A 20,344-nucleotide genomic window follows, 5' to 3' on the forward strand; every position below is an offset into this window, starting at 1 on the left:
CGTGAACCGCTACGCGTTGACGTTCTCGGTGCGGCCAGGGTCGGAGACCGAGGTGGCCGAGATCCTGTCCACCTACGCCGCACCACCCGCGGGCCGGCCGGAGGCCGCGCGCCCGCTGCTGGATCGCACGTCGGTCTTCATGGCAGGCCAGGTCGTGGTGCGAGTCGTGGACATCAACTGCCCGCCCTCGGTGGCCGTCCGGCACCTGGCCGGGCAACCGCAGATCCGGGCGGTCGAGGAACGGCTCCGGCCGCACCTGATCGAGGACCGCGACCTGTCCGACGACAACAGCCGCCGGCGTTTCCTGGCCACCTCGGTGATGCGGGTCGTGTCCTCGCGCAATGCCCACACCGGTCACCTGGCCCGCACCGCCGCGCTCTACCAGGCACTGCCGCGCCAGGGCCGTGAGGTCGCCCGCCTGCTCGCCGCCGACGGCGCGGGTTCCGGTTGCGGTGCGACGGTGTTCCGCCGGCGCGACCTGGTGGTGCACCTGCTGGAGTCGTCCGACGAGGCACCCGCCGTGCCGCTGGCGGGTCTGCTCGCGCCGCACGTGCAGCTGGCGCGCCCGATGACGTTGGTGACCGACCGCGTAGTGGGAGTGATGAGATGACCGGCCAGTTGCACCGGATGGTGAGCACGTCCGACGCCACCCCCAACCGCAGGCGCGGCGGGGACATCCGGGTCCTGTTGAGCCCGACGACCGTCGGCGCGACCGGGGGATTCCTCGGCGTGACGCTGTTGGAGCCGGGCGAGCAGGTCAACGAGCACTACCACCCGTACTCCGAGGAATTCCTGTACGTCGCGGAAGGCGCCATCGACGTGGACCTCGACGACGTGCCGCACACCGTGCCGACCGACCACGCGCTCCTGATCCCGATCGGTGTCCGCCATCGGGTGCGCAACACCGGATCCGGGCTCGCCCGCGTGGTGTTCCAGCTGTGCCCGCTCGCGCCCCGGCCGGAACTGGGTCACGTCGACACGGAGCGGACGTCATGACCCGCCGGGTGGCCGTGACCGGACTGGGGGTGGTGGCACCGGGCGGCATCGGGAGGAAGGCGTTCTGGGAGCTGCTGGTCTCGGGACGCACCGCTACCCGACCCATCAGCCTCTTCGACGCGGCGGGTTTCCGGTCCAGGATCGCCGCCGAGTGCGACTTCGACCCCGCGGACGCGGGGCTCGGTCCGGCCGAGGTCGCACGCATGGACCGGTACGTCCAGTTCGCCGCCGTTGCCGCAGACGAGGCGTGGCGGCAGGCGGAGGTGGACGTGGTGGACCCCTGGCGGGTGGGCGTGTGCACAGGTTCGGCGGTCGGCGGCACGACGCTGCTGGAGCAGGACTACGTGACGACCTCACACGCGGGTGCCCGATGGCTGGTCGACGCGGGCTTGGCGTCGCCGTTCCTTCACCGCGTCCTCTCACCGGCCACGCTGGCCGCCGAGGTCGCCGACCGGGTCGGCGCGCGTGGGCCCGTGCGCACGGTGTCCACCGGCTGCACGGCCGGACTGGACGCGGTGGGCCACGCCGCCCGCCTCATCGAGGAGAACCGGGCGGACGTGATGGTCACGGGTGCGTCCGAGTCGCCGATCTCGCCGATCACGGTGGCCTGTTTCGACGCCATCCGCGCTACTTCGGCCCGCAACGACGATCCCGCGCACGCCGCGCGTCCGTTCGACCGCGACCGGGACGGGTTCGTGCTCGGCGAGGGTGCGGCGGTGCTGGTGCTGGAGGAGTTGGGGCACGCCCGCCGCCGGGGCGCGGTGGTGCACGCCGAGGTGGCGGGTTTCGCCACCCGCAGCAACGCCCACCACATGACCGGGTTGAAAGCGGACGGCGTCGAGATGGCCGAAGCGGTGCGGCGGGCCATGGACCAGGCCCGACTGGGGCTCGACGACATCGACTACATCAACGCGCACGGCTCGGGCACCCGGCAGAACGACCGGCACGAGACCGCAGCGTTCCGGCGGGTGTTCGGGGCGCGGGCGTACGAGGTGCCCGTGAGTTCGATCAAGTCCATGATCGGCCACTCGCTCGGCGCGATCGGCTCCATCGAGCTGGCGGCCTGCGTGCTGGCCCTGACCAACGGCGTTGTCCCGCCGACCGCGAACCTGGACACGCCCGATCCGGAGTGTGACCTGGACTACGTGCCGCACACCGCCCGGGAACGGGACCTGCGCGCGGTGCTGTCGGTCGGCAGCGGCTTCGGCGGTTTCCAGTCCGCCGTGGTGCTGGCCCGGGGGGACCGGTCATGAACGCCGTCGTCACCGGTCTTGGCGTGGTCGCGCCGAGCGGTATCGGGGTCGACGAGTTCTGGCCGGCCGTGCGGGACGGGCGCGTGGCACTGGGGCCGTTGCGCCGGATCGAGCCCAACCCGTACCCGGTGGTCGTGGCGGGCGAGGTGGACGGGTTTGAACCGGACGGCTGGATCGACCCGCGGATCACCGTGCAGACCGATCGGTTCACCCACTTCGCGCTCGCCGCAGCGGGAATGGCGCTGCGGGACGCCGACCTCGACCCGGCCACCGTTTCGCCGTTCGGGTTCGGTGTGGTGACGGCGAGCTTCTCGGGCGGTGTGGAGTTCGGCCAGCGGGAGATCGAACGGCTCTGGAAGGACGGGCCCGGGCACGTCGGCCCCTACCAGTCGATCGCGTGGTTCTACGCCGCGTGCACCGGTCAGATCTCCATCGGCAACGGCCTGCGCGGGCCGTCCGGGGTGTTCGTGGCGGACGAGGCGGGCGGTCTGGACGCCTTCGCGGCGGCGGGCGGCGAACTGCGCCGAGGTGCCAAGGCGATGCTCGTCGGTGGCGCGGAAGCCCCGTTCTGCCCGTTCTCGGTGTGCTGCAACCTCGGGCTCGGCCTGTTGAGCACGGGCGCGGACCCGGCCACCGCGTACCTGCCGTTCACCGTGCACGCGAACGGGTTCAGCCCAGCCGAGGGTGGCGCGATGGTCGTGATCGAGGACGAGGACGCCGCGCGCGGGCGAGGTGCCGAGGCGCGGGCGGTCGTCGCCGGGCACTGCGCCACCTACACCGGCTCGCAACACCCTGACCTGTCCGCGGAAGGGCTGCGGCGGGCCGCAGAGGGCGCGTTGGACGAAGCCGGACTCGGCCCCGGCGACGTGGACGTGGTCTTCCTCGACGCGTTGGCCGATCCACGTGCCGACGACGCTGAAGCCGAGGCCGTGCGCCTGCTGCTCGGCGAACGCGCCGACCGGGTGCCGGTGACCGCGCCGAAGACCGGGTACGGGCGCTGCTACGCGGGCGCGGCCGTGCTCGACGTCGCCGTCGCCGTCCTGGCGATGGAGCACGGCGAAGTGCCGCCCACGCCGGGCGTGCGCGACTGCCGGTTCGACTTCGACCTAGTCACCGGAACATCCCGGGCGGCCGACATCCGCACCGCCTTGGTCCTGTCCCGGGGCCTGTACGGCGGGAACTCGGCGCTGGTGCTCCGGCGTCCGGAACCGATCAGAGGAGACGACTGACATGGACACGACCCTTTCCCCCAACGACCTGGCCGCGCTGATCAGCCGCTGCACCGGGGTCACCGTGACCGGTGAGCAGGTCACCGATGCCGCCCGCACCTTCGACGACCTCGGCGTCGACTCCCTCGGCCTGATGGGTGTTGTGGCCGAGCTGCAACGAAACCACGGCATGCCCCCCGGCGTCGAACTGGAACCGAGCCAGTCGCCGCGGGAGCTGCTGTCCCTGCTCGCCGGGAGGGCGTGAGATGGCCGGGCACACCGATAACGAGATCGTGATCAACGCGCCGATGGACTTGGTCTGGGAGCGCACCAACGACGTCGAGAGCTGGCCGGACCTGTTCAGCGAGTACTCGTCGGCGCAGGTACTGGAACGAAACGGGAACCGGATCCTCTTCCAGCTCACCATGCACCCGGACGCGGACGGCAACGTGTGGACCTGGGTGTCCGAACGCGTCGCCGACCTCGCCACGAGGACGGTCACCGCGCGACGCGTCACGACCGGCCCGTTCGAGCGGATGGACATCCGGTGGACCTACGAGCAGGTCGACGGCGGCGTGCGGATGCGCTGGACGCAGGACTTCGCGATGAAGCCGGACGCACCTTTCGACGACACCGCCATGACCAGGCACATCAACGACAACAGCCGCGTTCAGATGGCACTGATCAAGCAGAAGGTGGAGGAGTTCGCGTGCACCGCACCCTGATCGTCGCCCGGATGGTCCCGGACACCGCCGACAAGATCGCGGCGGTGTTCGCGGACTCGGACCACAACTCCGGCCTGGCCGAAGCGATCGGGGTCCGGGCACGCAGCCTGTTCCAGTTCGGCGAGTTGTACCTGCACCTGATCGAGGGTGACCGGCCGTTGGCGGAGGCGGTGGCCGGACACCGCCACGACCCCCGGTTCAGGCGGATCAGCGAAGACCTGGGCCCGTTCGTCAGCGCGTACGACCCGGAGGTGTGGCGCGAGCCCAAGGACGCCATGGCGCACGAGTTCTACCGGTGGGAACGCCATGTCTGAAAGCGCCGGTCGGCACATCCCGGTGCTGATCGCCGGCGGTGGCGTGACCGGACTGTCCGCAGCGGTGTTCCTGGCCTGGTACGGCGTCCCGGCGCTGCTGGTGGAACGCCGCCCCGCGCCGCTGGACGATCCGAGGGCACGCGCGCTCCACCCGCGCACCATGGAGCTCTACCGCGCGGTGGGTTTGGAGGACGTCATCCGGGAGGTGCGGTCGCCGATCCTCGGCAACAACGTCGTCGCGCACGCCGAGACCTTGGCCGGTCCGGAACTCCTGAGACTGCCCAGCTTCCTGGATGCCGACACCGGTGCGCTCAGCCCGTGCGGGTGGGCGACCATCGACCAGAACCAGCTCGAACCGGTGCTGCGTGACCGTGCCGTGTCGGCCGGTGTGGACGTTCGGTACGGCACCGAGGTCGTGGCGGTGAACGACACACCGGACGGTGTTGTCGCGTTGCTGCGCTCCCGCCGCACCGGGCACGAACAACTCGTGCGCGCCGACTACCTCGTCGCGGCCGACGGGTCGCACAGCCCTGTCCGCCGCATGCTCGGTATCGGGCACGACGGCCCAGGGACGCTCGCCCGCAAGGTGAACGTCTACTTCGACGCCGACCTGCGGGAACCGTTGCGCGGGCGCAGGGTCATCGTGATGACCCTGCGCAATCCCGCCGTGCACGGCTTCCTCAGCCCGATCGATGGCATGAAGCGCTGGCGGTTCGCCATCTCACTCAAGCCCGACCAGGACACCGCGATCAGCGAGACCCAGAGCGTCCGGCTGGTCCGGGCGGCCATCGGCGTGGACACCCTGCCGATCGTCATCGACAGGGTGTCCGAGGTGCCGTGGGAGATCTCCGGCCGCGTCACCCGCCGGATGTGCACCGGCCGCGTCTTCGTCGCGGGCGACGCCGCCCACACCATGCCGCCGGTCGGCACGTTCGGTGTGGCGACGGGTGTGCAGGACGCGTTCAACCTGGCGTGGAAGATCGGCCTGCACCACCGGGGGCTGGCCGGACCCGGAGTGCTCGCGAGCTACGAAACCGAGCGCCTGCCCGTGGCGCAGCACACGACCCGATTGACCGTGGAACGGTACTGCCTGATCAACGGTGGCCCCGGCGATGCGCAGGAAAGCGCCGTGCGGCAACGGATGATGATGTTCGGATACACCTACCGCGCCGGCGCTCTCGTGCCCGACGACGTCCCGCCGCACCCGGTGGAGGATCCCGACCGCCCGTCCGGCGCGCCGGGCGCCCGTGCCCCGCACGTCCCGTTGGCGCACGACGGTGGCCTGACGTCGCCCACCGAACTGATCGGCCGGGGGTTCGTGCTGCTGACCGGCTTGACCGGGTGGGATCGCGCGGCGGCCGACGTCACCGCCGGATCCGGTGTCCGTATCGACCATTACCGGATCGGCGACTCCCTGCGTGACACGACGGGCACGTTCCACCGCCGTTACGGGATCACCGACGGCGGGGCCGTGCTCGTGCGCCCGGACGGCTTCGTCGCCTGGCGCAGCCGGACTACCGACCCCGAGGCCCTCGCCGGGGCAGTCGACCGCGTGCTGTTCCGCTGAACCCCAGCGGTCGGTCGTCGAGTGTCGATCCGCGAGGTGGACGGGGACCCGACGAACCAAGACGGCCGTCGGGCAAGGCAGACGGAGCCGGCCAACGACCTGGAGAGCGGTGATCGGCTGTTGGCCGAAGTGGCTGCCCGGCCCCCACCACCACGAGGCCGGGCGGCCCGGGCGATCGCTCGAACAGGCCGCCACAGCCCTGCGGCCGCCCTGGAACGGCCGGCTACCTGGGCAGGACATGCGCTGGGCAGGACATGCGCACAGGCCGCTCAAAGGCACGCCAGCGCGGGGAAGAGTCGGAGTGCGTTGTCCCGGTTGATACAGCCGCGCAGCCCCGCGTCCAGCGCGGGATCGGCGTCGAACGCCGCGGTCGTGTCGGCCAGTTGCGCGGTCGACGTCGCAGGCCAGTCGCTGCCGAAGAGCAGGTGCGTCGGGCTCACGGCGGACAGGAGCGTCGGCGTCGAGTGCGAGGACATCGGCGCTGCGGTGTCGTAGTAGAAACGGCGCAGGTAGTCGTCCAGCCTGCCCGGCGGGAGTGGCGGGTCGAAGCGGTCGGCGTTGAGAGTCACCCGGTCGGCGATGTAGGGCAGGAACCCCCCGCCGTGCGGCAGGACGACGGTGATGTTCGGATAGCGGTCGAGCGTGCCGTGGACGACCAGGTTCAGCGCGGCCCGCGTGGTGTCGAGCGGGTAGTCGCACACGTAGCCCGGTATCCCCGGCACGACGGCCTGGTCGGGCGTACTGCCTGCGAGGTCCGTCGGGTGCAGCACGAGGACGCTGCGCAGCGCGTCGAGCTCGGCCAGCAGGGGGTCGAAGGCCGGATCGCCGATGTAGGTGCCGTCGCGGCCGTGCGTGAACGCCTGGCACCCCACCGCGCCCATCTCCGCGCCCGTCCGCGCCGACCACACGTCGAGGTCCACGTCGTCCAGGCGCACGCGCGACAGGAACGCAAACCGCCCGGGATGGGCGTCGGCCAGCTCGCGTACCTCCTGGTACGCGATCATGAGGCCTTCCTTGTACTGATCTCCGTCACGGTAGCGGGCGACGGGCATCGCCACCGACAGGACCGCTGTCCCGACGCCAACACCATCCATTGTGGACAAGGCTGCCCCGGCGTCCCACTCGGCCCACCAAGGCAGGGGCGAGACGGTGACGATGCCCTGCTCCTCCGCCCACCGCAGCCAACCAGGCGGCGTGCAATGGTGGTGGACGTCGATGCGCCGGTCCCGGTGCTCACCCCCCGCCGATGCCGCCGAACCACCGTGGACGAGCGAGCCGACACCGCCCACTCCGCCGATCAGCACCGACCGCCGGGAGACCACGCCCACGACCGCCTCCTCCGTTCGCGCCACACCGCATCCGACTCCCAGGATCAAGCCGCGCCGGCACGCCCGCAAGACCACCACCCATTCGTGTCCGCACGCCCAACGCTCGCGCACACCACTACGGCCGGTTTCCGGGCGCCTCGGCACCACTTCCTCCCGTGCAACTACAGGGGTTGAATCGTCAGCGATCAGTCGCGACGTGGCTGACTGTGGCCGATGGTGCGGTATGGGGGTTGGGGTGCGCTATCCCGACCGACGGCCGAAGGGGCGTGCCCGGAGTGGAGCGGTCCGGTTGCAGGCGGCGGCGCTGTTGACCAACTGAACTCCCAACTACCCATCGGTTCGACCGCTCGTCTGCCAGGCGCAGAGCGAACACCGTCGTGTTCGATCACGGGTTGCCCGTCAACGGCGAGCTGAAAAGGTCCAATAGATACGTATACGCAAGAACTCCTACCCCGATTGTCCGCTTCGTGAGCGCTGTCGACGCTTGACGAGTCGGCCAGGCCCCTACACCCGGCCCAGTCAAGCGAGGGGGTGTGTCGGAACATCACCGACCGGCCTCCGGCTGACATGGCCGCCGAAGTCCCGCGGACCGCGTGTGCCGCCCGACCGAACGTCGGTCTGCGCACGAAGCCGTCACGGCACATCACCCTGTCGTGGCGGTGGGTTGAGTCGTTCCCTGCTACGGCTGAAGGAGTCTGGTTACGCATGTCCGCTTCACACGCAAGAGGCAAGCGCATGGCCGGTGTGCGCACCGGCCTCGCCTCGACCATGGCGCTGGCACTGGGCGTCGTCGGCGTCGGCGCCGCACAGGCGACCGAGGGGCAGATCCTGAGCGGAGGTGCCCGAGGTGCCGTCGACGGCAGCTACATCGTGGTCCTGGACGGTGTGCCGTCGACGGCCGCGAGCGCCCAGGCCGCGGTCTCGGCGCAGGCCACCGACCTGGCCGGGGAGTACGGCGGCGAGGTCTCGCACGTCTACTCCGCCGCGCTACGCGGCTTCTCGGTGCGGATGAGCGAGCGGCAGGCCAAGCGGCTCGCCGCCGACCCGGCGGTGCGCTACGTCGAGCAGAACGGGATCGCGCGTGCGACCGAGACGTGGGGCTTGGACCGCGTCGACCAGCGGGACCTGCCGCTGGATGACGGCTTCACCGCGCCGAACGACGGTTCCGGCGTCACGGCCTACGTCCTCGACACCGGCATGGACTTCCGCCACCCCGATCTGGAGGGTCGGGCGAGCAGCGGTTACGACTTCATCGACAACGACAGCGACGCGAGCGACTGCCACGGTCACGGCACCCACGTGGGCGGCACGGTCGGCAGCAAGACCTACGGTGTGGCGAAGAACGTCGAGCTGGTCTCGGTCCGGGTGCTGGACTGCAACTCGAGCGGACCGTGGGACAAGATCATCGCGGGTATCGACTGGGTGACCGACAACGCCCCGCAAGCCGCCGTGGGCAACATGAGCCTCGGCGGCAGCCGGGCCACCGCCGTGGACCAGGCCGTGACCAACTCGGTCAGGGCCGGTGTCGCGTGGGCCATCGCGGCCGGCAACAACGGGCAGAACGCCTGCAACTTCAGCCCCGCCGCCGCGGAAGGTGTGCTCACGGTCGCCGCGACGGACAACGGTGATCGCCGCAGTGTGTGGAGCAGCTCGTCGTCGTCCAACCACGGCAGCTGCGTCGAGCTGTTCGCGCCGGGCAGCAACATCACCTCCGCCACCAAGGGCGGCGGCACCGCTGCCTGGAACGGCACGTCGATGGCCGCTCCGCACGTGGCCGGTGCACTGGCGCTGGTGACAAGCGCCGACCCGGGCATCTCGGTGGCTGACGCCAACGCCAAGGTCCTCGACACGGCGACCGTCAACAAGGTCTCGGACCCGAAGGACTCGCCGAACCGGCTGCTGTACGTCAAGGACCTCGGGGCCCGTGACCCCGGTGCGCCCACGGCGTCGTTCACCCCGAGCTGCTCGTCGACGACCCCCTCCTGCTCGTTCGACGCGTCGGGCTCGTCGGACCCGGACGGCACGATCTCCTCGTACGCCTGGGAGTTCGGCGACGGCAAGACCGGCAGCGGTGTCAAGCCGTCGCACACCTACAGCACGGCGGGCGCCTACACGGTGAAGCTCACGGTCACCGACAACAGCGGCAAGACCGCCACCACGTCGAGGAGGGCCACCGCCGGTCCGCAGCCGCCGACGGCGTCGTTCACCGTGTTCTGCCGGCAGACCGTCTGCTCCTTCGACGGCACCGCGTCGAGCGACCCGGACGGCGACATCGCCTCGTACACCTGGAACTTCGGTGACGGCCGGACCGGCAGCGGTGTCAAGGTCAGTCACACCTACGCGAGCCGGACGGCCACCTACACCCCCGAGCTCACCGTGACCGACCGCGCCGGCAACAAGAACTCCGTCGTCGGCAAGCGGATCCAGTGCAACACCTACGGCACCTTGACGTTCTGCCAACCGCTCTACTACTGACCGCACATCGTCCACGTGTCGAGCGGCGCTTCCGGACGGCTTCCGGGAGCGCCGCTCGCTCCCGATGAGAACTCAACCGAGGCGGTCGGCGCGCAAGTGGGCGCGCGACTTGATCCCCAGCTTGCGGAACAGCCGGGCCACGTGCTGCTCGACCGTCCGCGACGACAGGAACAGCTTCTCGGCGATCTCGCGGTTGGTCCGCCCGTCCGCGACCATGCGTGCGACCTCGACCTCCCTGGGTGAGAGGTCGTTGCCGTACCCCCGCCGTCCCCGCCGAGCCGGTCTCGCGCTGCCGAGGGCGTGCAGGGCGTGGCGGCAGCGGGCGGCGTCCTGCGACGCACCGAGCGCGTCGAAGGTCTTCACCAGGTCCGTGAGCAGCTCGACCGCCTTCTCCGGATCGGACGGCACCAGGACCGTCGCCTCACGTTCCCTGGCGATGGCGGCGAAGTACGGCGCAGGCATCGCCTCGTAGCGTGCGACGGCCTCCCTGAAGTGCCCGACGGCCTCGGGCAGTTCGCCCCGCGCCTCGGCCAGCGCGCCCCGGCACTGCGCGAGCGCGGCGAGCACGGCGGGCGCGTCGCGGTCGGCGATGCCTTCGGCGACCTCGTCCACCAGCCGTTCGGCTTCCGCGATCCGTCCGGCGGCCGAGTAGGCGACGATCGCGACCGGCGCCAGCAAGCCGGCCCAGGACCGGCCGGCCGTCCGCCGCACGGCGGCCAGTCCTCGATCGACCTCCGCCGCCGCGTCGACCACCGCTCCCCGTTGCAGCAGGATCGAAGCCATGCCCGCGGTCCCGCTGATCGCCACCGGCGCGATCGCGTCGCACGGGTCGTGAGCGCCGGTCCTCCCGAAGTGCTCACCCGCCACCGCCCAGTCCCCGCGGGCCGCGGCGAGCCAGCCGAGCACCAGCTCCAACTCGCCGGTCATGGCGGTCACGTCGCGGTACTCCTCGATCAACCCGCTCGCCCGCTCCGCCAGACCTTCCCACCGACCGGTGATCCAGTCGAGTCGCGCCTCGGTGGTCCGACCGTTGCTGACCACGTACGACGCGCCGCTGTCGGTCGCGAGGCGCAGTCCGTCGTGCAGGAAACTAGCACCCAGGTCGAGGTGGCCGAGCCACACGCACGCGTCGGCGACGTTGCACCGCAGCCGAGCCAGGTGCTGCTGACCACCGAGCGTGTCCGCGCGCTCGGGCACCTCGTCCAGCCCCGTGAGGTACCCCCGGTGCGAGCGGTACGCCAACTCGTTGGCCAGCAGGGAGATGCGCAACTCGCCCGTCGCGGTCGCCAAGTGGGTCGCAGCGAGTCGCCGCCACCTCTCCAGGTCCTCCGGCGGAGCTGTGCCGAGGTACGGCATGGACAGCACGGCGGCGGCGCGGGCGACGAGATCGGGCCTGTCCGCGAACTCGTCGATCGCGCGTTCGAGCTCGGCCCGCCCCTCCCGGACATGGCCGATCTGGCGGACCAGCAGCGACGCTCGGTACAGGCGCACTTCGCCGCGTACCGACGTGGCCAGGCGCGGGTCGGCCAGCAGGCGCTCCAGCGTCTCTGTCGGATCCCGCTGGTCCAGCCCGGTGTTGGCGATGCGCCCGAGCTTGATCGCCAACCGGTCGACCACGTCGGCGGGCAGCACCGGCACGGCGAGCAACCGCTGCAGCAGCGTGGTCGCGGTCGCCGCGTCACCGGAGTCGATCGCCCGGTCCGCCGCCGCCTCACCGTGGGTCAACCAGTCAACCGTCCGGCCGGCCCGCTCGCTGTGCCCGGCCAACTGGACCAACGGCCTCGGTTCGACGTGCTCCAGCACGTCGACGGCACGGTCGTGCAGACCGGCGCGCTCCGGAGCGCTGATCGTGTCGTAAACGGCCTGACGGGCCAGCATGTGACGGAACCCGTACCTCAACCCGTCCACCTCGTGCAGGACGTGCCCGTCCACGGCGTGCGCGAGCGCCGCCCGCACCCGCTCCACCGGGACACCACCGACCTCGGCGAGCAACTCGGCGGGCGCGGGCGCGCCGAGCACCGCGGCCGCCTCGACCAGGCGGACCGTGGCGGCGGGCAGGGTGGCCAGGCGATCGGCCATCGCGTCACGCAGCAGCACCGGAACCCCGACCGCGTCGAGCAGCCGTTCGGCCCGCACGCTGCCCGCGTGCACGGCGCCTTCGGGGTCACGCAGGGCGCGCAACATCTCCTCGACGACGAACGGGATGCCCGCGGTCCGCTCGTGCAGCCGGGCCGCGAACTCCGCCGACACCTTCTCCGCGCCGAGGATCGCCTCGGTCAGCCCGCGCACACCGTCCACGTCCAGCGGCTCGATCTCCAGCACCGCGACCAGGCCGCCGGCGGCGGACCGGAACTCCGCGCCCAACGGGCTGCCGCCGGACAGGTCCTCCCGCCGGTAGGTCAGGACCATGCTGAGGTTGGCCGGCGGCCCACCTGCCAGGAAGCGCAGCAGTTGCCGCGTGCCGTCATCGGCCCAGTGCAGGTCCTCGACCACGAGCAACACCGGACCGATCGCGCCGAGGAGTTCCCGCACCGCCCGGAACAGCCGGTGCCGCTCGGCCCGGGGATCGCCGACCGGCGGCAACGGGGCGGGCAGCTCGGCGGCGATCTCGGGCAACAGCGGAGCCAACGCGCCGATCACCGGATTCAACTCCCGCTGCCGGGCCAGTACCCGCCCCGCACCCCGCAACGCCTCCAACAGCGCACCGTAGGAGAACGGCTCGCCGACCTGCCGGCAGTAACCGACCAACGGCAACACCGCACCCAGGTCCCCGGCGAGCAGCTCGGACACCAACCTGCTCTTGCCCACCCCCGCCTCGCCTTCGAGCAGGACGACTGCGGGATGGCGCACGACGACCTCACGCAACGCGGCCAACTGCTCGCCGCGCCCGATGAGGATCGGTGAGCTGGTCCGGAACCAACTGCCGCGCCCCGTCTCCGAACCGCCATCCCGTCGCATCACCACACCTCCAAGGCGCACCGACCGACGTCACCGGGTGCCGAGCTTAAACGAGCGTGCCCGCACGGTGACGGCGCCGACCAGGGCGATGGACCCGGATGCCGGTACGGCTTCGATCAGCGGACCAGGCTGGGGCGTTTGGGGCGAACCGCTATCCGGGGACCAGTTGGCGCACGGCGGCGGCGTCGTCCCGGGCGCCGAGCCCCGTGTTCCAGGTACAGCTCGTGCGCGGCGGCGAGGCAACCCGGTCGAGTTCGACACCGGGCCCGGGTGCGGTCGGGACGGTGATGCCGCCGTCCCGGATCCGCAACGGTGTCCGATCGCCAGTGAGATGTCGAAGTGGTTGTTGGGGGCCTTACCCCGGATGTTGGACACGGGGTTATGCGGCGTGGGTCAGCGTAGTCGGTGTCGGGGTGAGGGTGTTCTCGTAGTCGATCGGGGACTTCTGTCCGAGGTGGGAGTGGCGGCGGGTGGTGCAGCGATGCGGCCAGCCGAAGGCGGCGAGCCGCGCTTCCCTTTCACTGTCCCGATTCTGGGCGCCGGCGGCGAAGTCCCAACCAAGCAGGTCCGGTGCGAGGCACCGGCACCCGGCCACAAGGAAGTGGGCCAGCACGCGTCGAACACCCGACCGACCTCGGCGGGACATCGCACAAGCCCTGAACAGACCGAACGGCAATCAACCGCACCCCGCGCCCTCTTCGGTGCGGTACGAACAGGTCACCACGACACTCGGGATGTCGATCAAGGCCATAGACGCGCGACCAGCAGTTTTATGACCGAAGACAGACGAATCCGACTACAAATGCGATGGCCCTCAAGGAGGTCTGCTCCCAAAATGCTCCCCAGAACGATCACCGGCACGCAGACGGTGATCCGTCTGCGTGCCGGTGACCTGCACAAACGTACTGTGGGCGATACTGGGATCGAACCAGTGACCTCTTCGGTGTGAATGAAGCCGACATAACGCCTTTACCAGCAAAGATGGAATCCGCGCAGGAAAAACGCGACCATTAGGAGCCGTTGAATGCGGTTCAACACCGTTGAACGCGTCAGGCGGCTCCCAATCTGCTCCCACAGTCCGCTCCCACATGGTCGATGAAACTTCCGACCTGCCACCCGATGCTCCCACCACCGACCGCCAGTACGACCCCAGGCGAGCACAATCACGCGCTCAACAACACAAGGTTTCAACGTCAGCGCAGGTAAAGTCTCTGCGCCGACTTTCAACACCCACGGCCAGTCCACTGCCTCGTTCGATGCCGTCCTCTCTAGTGAAGGCATCCAGGTCGCGAAGATCCCAACAAATTGTCCGCGAGCTAACGCCCACGCCGAAAGGTTCGTCGGCACCGTCAGACACGAAGCCACCGACCGCCTGCTCATCCTTAACGAACACCACCTGAGGGCCGTGCTGCAGCGCTACGCGAACCACTACAACCACCGCAGACCACACCAAGCCCGACAACTCAGCCCACCACGACCCGACCACCCGACGGCAGAGCCGAACTGCACCTCGATACGTCGCGACCAGTCCTCGGCGGCCTGATCAACGAGTACCACCACGCCACCTGACCTGCACGGGACGGATTTCGGCAAGCACAGGACGCGCAGACGGTTCATAGCTGATCACCACGGATCCGCCGGAGATCCATCGGATGTCACACCCCACACGCGCAGCCGCTCAGCTTCGTCCTTTCGGCCCGAATCACGTAGGCGCTGAAGCAGCATTTCCCGAGCGTGGACGGTGCCAGCGTGCACCTCCTTCCAAAGCATCTGCCACTCGCTCCCTCCGGCTAACAGACGAGCGAGCCTGCCCCCGGCGACGGCGTCGCCTGCGTCGGAACGGGTGCGCAGTTCCTCCACCCGCCCCTGCTCGGCCAGCAGCTCAACCAACCGGCTGGCGGCTGTGCGGTCTCCGGCATCTGCGCGGGCACGCAGTTCCTCCACCCATCCCCAGTTGACCAGCAGGTCGGCCAACCGGCGGGCGGCTGTGTGGTCTCCGGCATCTGCGCGGGCACGCAGTTCCTCCACCCATTCCCAGTTGACCAGCAGGTCGGCCAACTGGTCGGCGGAACGGCTGTCGCCCGCGTCGGCGTGTGCACGCAACAACGCCATCGCGTCGTCGACATTGCGCTGCTTGATCAGCAGCCCCGCCAACCTGCGCGCGGAACGACCCTCGCCCGCATCCGCGCGGGCACGCAGTTCCTCCACCCATTCCCAGTTGACCAGCAGGTCGGCCAACTGGTCGGCGGAACGGCTGTCGCCCGCGTCGGCGTGTGCACGCAACAACGCCATCGCGTCGTCGACATTGCGCTGCTTGATCAGCAGCCCCGCCAACCTGCGCGCGGAACGACTGTCGCCCGCGTCGGCGTGTGCACGCAACAACGCCATCGCGTCGTCGACATTGCGCTGCTTGATCAGCAGCCCCGCCAACCTGCGCGCGGCATGGCCGTCGCCCGCATCCGCGCGGGTACGCAGTTCCCCCATCAGCCCTTGCTCGACCAGCACATCGACCAACTGATGAGCGGAACGGCTGTCGCCCGCGTCGGCGTGTGCACGCAACAACGCCATCGCGTCGTCGACATTGCGCTGCTTGATCAGCAGCCCCGCCAACCTGCGCGCGGCGTAGTGGCCGTCGACGTCGGCGTGTGCACGCAATAACGCCATGGCACCGTTGACATCACCCTGCTCAACCAGTACATCGACCAACCGGCCAGCGGCATGGCGATGGCCAGCGTTCGCGCGGGTGCGCAATTCCTCCACCCATCCCAGCTTGGCCAGCAGATCGTTCAGGCCACGATTGACGTAGCCGTCAACGTTGACGAGAGTGCGCAACAGCGCTCTGGCCTCGTCGAGCCTGCCTTGCTTGATCAGCAACTCCGTCAACCGGTAGACGGCGTAGATGTCGCCAGCGTCGACGAGGCGGGGCACAAGGGTCATGACCTCGTCGACCTTGCCCTGCTCGACCAGCAACTCCGTCAACCGGTAGACGGCGTAAGCGTCGCCAGCGTCGACGAGGGAACGCACAAGGGCCGTGACCTCGTCGACCTTGCCCTGCTCGACCAGCAACTCCGTCAACCGGTAGACGGCGTAGATGTCGCCAGCGTCGACGAGGCGGGGCACAAGGGCCGTGAACTCGTCGACCTTGCCCTGCTTGACCAGCAACTCGGCCAACCGGTGGACGGCGTAAGCGTCGCCAGCGTCGACGAGAGTGCGGTGGAGGCGTTGGGCGTGACGGTATTGCATCCGGTTCTCGGCCTTATAGGAAAGGCGGCGGCGGTCGTCGGAGTCGTGAGTGTGGCGGATGAGTGCGTTCCAGGTGGTGTCGGTGAGCAGTGCGCTGCGTCGCTCACGAAGTAGCTTCTGGAGCAGGTAGTCGGTGACGGTGTAGCCGAGGATGCCGCGGTGGTCTGCGGTAGGGATGGCGAGTAGTGGTGCGGTGGCGGCGTCGTCGCGGCGGTCGTGGCGTTGGAGTTCATCGAGGGCGTGGTCGAACCAGGTGTCGTCGGGGTGGATGCCGGTGAGGTAGCCGCGGGCGGCCTGGCGCAGCAGCTCCCGGGTCAGAGGGCCTTGGATACCCAGGCGGCGGGCGTCGACCGCGGCGTGGACTACGATCTGTCGGCTTTCGGGGGCTTCGCGGTAGCGCTGCATGATGCGCGGGGCGCCGGCGAGAGTCTCGGTGACGTTGAATTCCGCGTCGTCTGCTGCGGCGAAGGCCAGTCGAGGGTCGTGTGTTCCCAGTTCGCGCGCACGCCGTTTCTCCTCTGCGGTGAACGTGTCCACCCGCAGTCGTCTCGGCCGTAGGGCCAGTACGTCCGCGGCGCCGGGATGGCGGTGCCGGGTCACGCCCGCTTGGTCGGTGTCGGTGGCGCGGAGCTGGTCGAGGTAGTCCGGCCACAGGGTGGCCAGCACGATTACTGGTGTGTCGCCGTCGAGCAGGCGGCGCAGCGCGGCGGCGGTGACGGGCACGTGCCCGGCGGTGGCGTCGGGGACGAAGTAGGGGCCTGCTAGGAAGCGTTGCAGTTCGTCCAGCCACACCACCACCGGCCTAGGCAGCTCAGTGCCAGTCAGGGCATTGACTGCACCGCCGTCGCCCAGGTCCGGCACCAGGACCCGGAACTCACCCAGCTCCTGGCGGGCGGTGTCGAATAGCAGCCTCGTCTTGCCCACGCTGGAGGTGCCCACCAACAGCAAAAACCCGCCCTTCGTGCGCGCCTGCCTCATCCATTCGGTGACCTCGATCGACAGGTCGCGCTTCACGAACAGCGGCAAATCAGGGTCCAGTGTCGTATCGGGTGCCCGAGGCGGTGCCCCCCATCGGCGTCGGGATACGACGCGGCCGGTCGGCAACGGAATGGCCTCGTGCACTCGGGCCTGCCCCGCTGCCAGCGCCTTCATCTGCGGCAATCCCCGCGGATCGGGAGGAATGCTCGCCACAGATGTAGTCGACGTGTCGGTGTGGGAACGGCGGTTCTGCCAAGCCGACACCACGCCGAACAGCACTGTCACCATCAACGAGATCGCGCTGATCGCCGCACCTGCGACGCTGGCCCGCGGGTCGCGCTCGTTCCAGTCCAGCCCCAAGTATCCGTCCAGCATCTGTCGCAGTTGCGGCAGCCACCACCACGCACTCGCCCCCAGCGCGGCCAGCACCAGCCATAACGACAGCAGTCCAGGCCGTCGCACCCTGCTCACGACCCCACCCATCACACCTCCCGGTCACCGGCACCACCATCGACCACGTGACCCTATGGCCCGCCAGCTGCTCATCACCCGCGAACCGAGATGTGTCACCCCGGGCGGCCGGGTCTGTCAAATGAGTGGCTCTGGCCCATAGCCGGTGGTGACTCCGGGTCACGTATAGGGAGGAGGATACGGTTGCGGAGAGAGCAAAGCTGGCGCGACCGTGCATCTGTCTCATGATTCTTTGGGCGCGGGTGTTGACGTCTTCGGTGCGGCCATTGCGATAGGGCAAGATAAGGGTAGCGTCCACAGTAGACCAGTCGATCTCGACGTTGGTGAGGCTGCGTAAATCCGGCAGGTCGACGACCCAGGCCGCCGCGATCCACCCGGTGAGTTCACATTGATCCTCACCCCGTTTGGCGGAGTTGGACTACTGGAGTTCAGGATACTGGAGCGATCCTGTGAGGTTCCAGAATTCTGCACTGAGGCGCTGAGCTGCGGTGATCGCACCTAATCAGCCGTAGGAGCAGGATCGTCCACCCGTGAGGCTGAAGATGTCCGCTCGTGCTGATCAGCGGATGCCGAAGCTCCTCATTCGAACAGCGCTCGATATATTGGCTTGGTCGATCGCTATCAGAGTTGTGGGCCACCGAGATGTAACGACTACCTGTCGGCGGACAGCTTTCAGGCGAAGAGATTGAGCAACCATTTGGCGAGAGCTTGGAAGATGCCGGACAACGCAGCCTTGAGGAAGGTGGTATACAACGTGGAGCAAAACCCTGCGCACATCCGTGATCAACAACTACTGCGGAGAGCCCAACGAGCCACGACGAGACTGGCATCTGGGTGAAGCCATGAGACGGATCAGACAGGCTGGAGAACCAGCTCAACAACCGAGTTCTCCGACCCGCATGCTGACACGTGTCCCACGCGCGCCGGCTCACCAGGGCAAAACCACACGAACGAGATCGCGACGATCGGGACAGCGATGCGACGTTGCAGCGGATCGGCCCCTGCAGGCCGATGGGGTTGTCACACTGGGCTGCATGTTCAAGCAGCCAGGCATGCGCAACGAGATCAGCGGCACCGTGATCGGGAACGTGGTCCAAGGAAGAGACGTCTCTGTGTCCCTGCCGGCCGCATTCCCTGTCGCTGTGTCGGGGCTGCCAGCACAACCAGTCTTCGTCGGTCGCGATATTGAGCTGGCCCAACTGGCCAGTTCCCTCGACCCGGCCGCGGCTGACACGATTGGCGCGCCCGTGGTCGTCTCCGCCGTGGCCGGCCTGGCTGGGGTAGGCAAGACCGCTCTCGCCCTCCGGGCAGCCCTCGACGCAACCACCGCCGGATGGTTCCCGGGCGGCGTGGTGATGGTGGACCTCCGCGGCTACGACACACCCGAACGATGCGTGCAGCCAGCAGCCGCCCTGGCCAGCCTGCTCGGCGCCCTTGGCACGCCCAGCGAACACATTCCGCCCGACCAAGGTGATCGCGAACGGCTGTGGCGCTCTCTGCTCGCTGACCGCCATGCCACCGGCCGGTGCATGCTGATCGTGCTCGACAACGCCTCCAGCGCAGAGCAGGTCCGCCCACTGCTGCCTGGCTCGGGCGGGCACCGAGTGCTGGTCACCAGCCGCGATAGCCTGGCAGATCTGCGTGGAGCGCGGCTGTTCGACGTTGACGTGATGTCCGTCGAGTATGCGGTGGAGCTACTCCAGCGGGACCTGGCGGCGGCTCATCCCGATGACAACCGAATTCATGACGACCTAAGCGCCGCTCATCAACTTGCGCACCTCTGCGGCGGCCTGCCCTTGGCCATTCGCATCGCCGCGGCGCTGCTGGCCGCCGACCCCGGCCGACCGGGCCTTTTTCGCGACACTGCTGCACCGACTCCCGATGCAAGCGCTTCGTCGACTCCGACTGCTGGTGCGCCCGGAGACGGTGCTCCGGTGGCACCGAGACCTCCTCGCCCACCGCCACGCAGCCAGATCCCGCCCCAAGAGTCCCGGCCGACCACGGACCATCCGCTCGATCCGACTCCTGGTGCTGCGCCTGGCGCGGGAAAACCCCACCTGGGGTTACCGCCGCATCCACGCGAACTCCTCGTCTTCGGCATCAAAGTCGCCGCGTCCACCGTCTGGCAGATCCCTAAGGACGCCGGAATCGATCCGACGGCCCAGCGCACCACGACGACCTGGCCGGCCTTCCTCCGCTCGCAGGCCGAGGCGCTACTGGCCTGCGACTTCTTCGAGGCCTCCACGTTGAGCGGCACCCGCCTGTACGTGCTCGCGGTGATCGAGCACGCCAGCCGCCGGATCCGCGTCCTCGGCGCCACCGCGCACCCGACCACATCCTGAGTCGCCCAAGCCGTCAGAAACCTTGTCATGGACCTCGAAGACGAGGCCGACACGTGAGGTTCCTGATTCGCGACCGCGACGGGAAGTACGCCGCCCTGTTCGACCACATCCGCGCCGACGCGGGCGTCAAAGTCGGTCTCAGCGGCGTCCGCATCCCGAGGAACGCGATCATGCAACGCTGGATCCGCAGCTGCCGCCGAGAACTCCTCGACTGAACCCCTCATCTGAAACCAACAGCACCTGCTCCATGCCCTGCACGAGTACGAGAAGTTCTACAACACCCACCGACCTCACCAAGGCATCGGCAACGCACGACCACTACGCACCCTTCCACCAGCCGTCACCGATCAAGTAGCGATCACCCGACTCGACATCCGCCGACGGCAACGACTGGGCGGCATCCTCAACGAGTACCACCACGCCGCCTGACCTGCACGGACGATATTTCCGGCAAGCACAGGGTCGCAGGAGCCGGGCACCGTCTCG

General features: G+C 69.1%; 15 protein-coding genes. 12 read left to right on the top strand and 3 right to left on the bottom strand.

What is annotated here, in order from left to right:
• Window position 1: 1 nt before the first annotated feature.
• From ACYVLT_RS08525 to ACYVLT_RS08560, 8 genes are read left to right on the top strand one after another with little or no spacing between them, the layout of a single operon-like run.
• The gene (locus ACYVLT_RS08525; RefSeq protein WP_461119589.1) at window positions 2–610 is read left to right on the top strand and encodes a SchA/CurD-like domain-containing protein; all 609 of its coding nucleotides are present in this window, start codon (window positions 2–4) and stop codon (window positions 608–610) included.
• Window positions 607–996: a cupin domain-containing protein gene (locus ACYVLT_RS08530; RefSeq protein WP_461119590.1), complete on the top strand. Its 390-nt coding sequence runs from the start codon at window positions 607–609 to the stop codon at window positions 994–996. Before ACYVLT_RS08525 ends, ACYVLT_RS08530 begins: the two co-directional genes overlap by 4 nt.
• A complete protein-coding gene (locus ACYVLT_RS08535; protein WP_461119591.1) occupies window positions 993–2,249 on the top strand; it encodes a beta-ketoacyl-[acyl-carrier-protein] synthase family protein in 1,257 nt (418 codons plus the stop codon). The genes ACYVLT_RS08530 and ACYVLT_RS08535 overlap by 4 nt, the downstream gene beginning before the upstream one ends.
• On the top strand, window positions 2,246–3,478 hold the full coding sequence (locus ACYVLT_RS08540; protein ID WP_461119592.1) for a beta-ketoacyl synthase N-terminal-like domain-containing protein: 1,233 nt from the start codon (window positions 2,246–2,248) through the stop codon (window positions 3,476–3,478). The genes ACYVLT_RS08535 and ACYVLT_RS08540 overlap by 4 nt, the downstream gene beginning before the upstream one ends.
• Window position 3,479: 1 nt before the next feature.
• A complete protein-coding gene (locus ACYVLT_RS08545) occupies window positions 3,480–3,722 on the top strand; it encodes an acyl carrier protein (RefSeq protein ID WP_461119593.1) in 243 nt (80 codons plus the stop codon).
• A 1-nt stretch (window position 3,723) separates the two neighbouring features.
• Window positions 3,724–4,182: an SRPBCC family protein gene (locus tag ACYVLT_RS08550; protein WP_461119594.1), complete on the top strand. Its 459-nt coding sequence runs from the start codon at window positions 3,724–3,726 to the stop codon at window positions 4,180–4,182.
• Window positions 4,167–4,496 carry a TcmI family type II polyketide cyclase gene (locus ACYVLT_RS08555; RefSeq protein WP_461119595.1) on the top strand — a complete coding sequence of 110 codons (330 nt, stop codon included), beginning with the start codon at window positions 4,167–4,169 and terminating at the stop codon, window positions 4,494–4,496. Before ACYVLT_RS08550 ends, ACYVLT_RS08555 begins: the two co-directional genes overlap by 16 nt.
• Entirely contained in the window at window positions 4,489–6,063 is a 1,575-nt protein-coding gene (locus ACYVLT_RS08560) for an FAD-dependent monooxygenase (RefSeq protein ID WP_461119596.1), read from the top strand. The genes ACYVLT_RS08555 and ACYVLT_RS08560 overlap by 8 nt, the downstream gene beginning before the upstream one ends.
• A gap of 269 nt (window positions 6,064–6,332) precedes the next feature.
• On the opposite strand, the gene ACYVLT_RS08565 is transcribed toward ACYVLT_RS08560, so the two are convergent.
• Window positions 6,333–7,391, bottom strand: coding sequence for an amidohydrolase family protein (locus tag ACYVLT_RS08565; protein WP_461119597.1), 1,059 nt, complete (start codon window positions 7,389–7,391; stop codon window positions 6,333–6,335).
• A gap of 705 nt (window positions 7,392–8,096) precedes the next feature.
• Here ACYVLT_RS08565 and ACYVLT_RS08570 point away from each other — a divergent pair.
• The gene (locus ACYVLT_RS08570) at window positions 8,097–9,866 is read left to right on the top strand and encodes a PKD domain-containing protein (RefSeq protein ID WP_461119598.1); all 1,770 of its coding nucleotides are present in this window, start codon (window positions 8,097–8,099) and stop codon (window positions 9,864–9,866) included.
• A gap of 72 nt (window positions 9,867–9,938) precedes the next feature.
• Here the strand turns inward: ACYVLT_RS08570 and ACYVLT_RS08575 are convergent, their stop codons facing one another.
• Window positions 9,939–12,824: an ATP-binding protein gene (locus ACYVLT_RS08575; RefSeq protein ID WP_461119599.1), complete on the bottom strand. Its 2,886-nt coding sequence runs from the start codon at window positions 12,822–12,824 to the stop codon at window positions 9,939–9,941.
• Between the two features lie 1,294 nt (window positions 12,825–14,118).
• Between ACYVLT_RS08575 and ACYVLT_RS08580 the strand changes: the two genes are divergently transcribed.
• Window positions 14,119–14,367, top strand: coding sequence for an integrase core domain-containing protein (locus tag ACYVLT_RS08580; protein ID WP_461119624.1), 249 nt, complete (start codon window positions 14,119–14,121; stop codon window positions 14,365–14,367).
• Between the two features lie 80 nt (window positions 14,368–14,447).
• Here the strand turns inward: ACYVLT_RS08580 and ACYVLT_RS08585 are convergent, their stop codons facing one another.
• Window positions 14,448–17,516: an SEL1-like repeat protein gene (locus ACYVLT_RS08585; RefSeq protein ID WP_461119600.1), complete on the bottom strand. Its 3,069-nt coding sequence runs from the start codon at window positions 17,514–17,516 to the stop codon at window positions 14,448–14,450.
• Window positions 17,517–18,550: 1,034 nt separating this feature from the next.
• Between ACYVLT_RS08585 and ACYVLT_RS08590 the strand changes: the two genes are divergently transcribed.
• Together ACYVLT_RS08590 and ACYVLT_RS08595 are read left to right on the top strand one after the other, a co-directional pair.
• Window positions 18,551–19,858, top strand: a complete 1,308-nt coding sequence (locus tag ACYVLT_RS08590) for an NB-ARC domain-containing protein (protein WP_461119601.1) — start codon at window positions 18,551–18,553, stop codon at window positions 19,856–19,858.
• Window positions 19,859–19,911: 53 nt separating this feature from the next.
• Window positions 19,912–20,073: a hypothetical protein gene (locus ACYVLT_RS08595; protein ID WP_461119602.1), complete on the top strand. Its 162-nt coding sequence runs from the start codon at window positions 19,912–19,914 to the stop codon at window positions 20,071–20,073.
• Window positions 20,074–20,344 lie beyond the last annotated feature (271 nt).

The organism is Saccharothrix stipae (genome assembly GCF_054781895.1).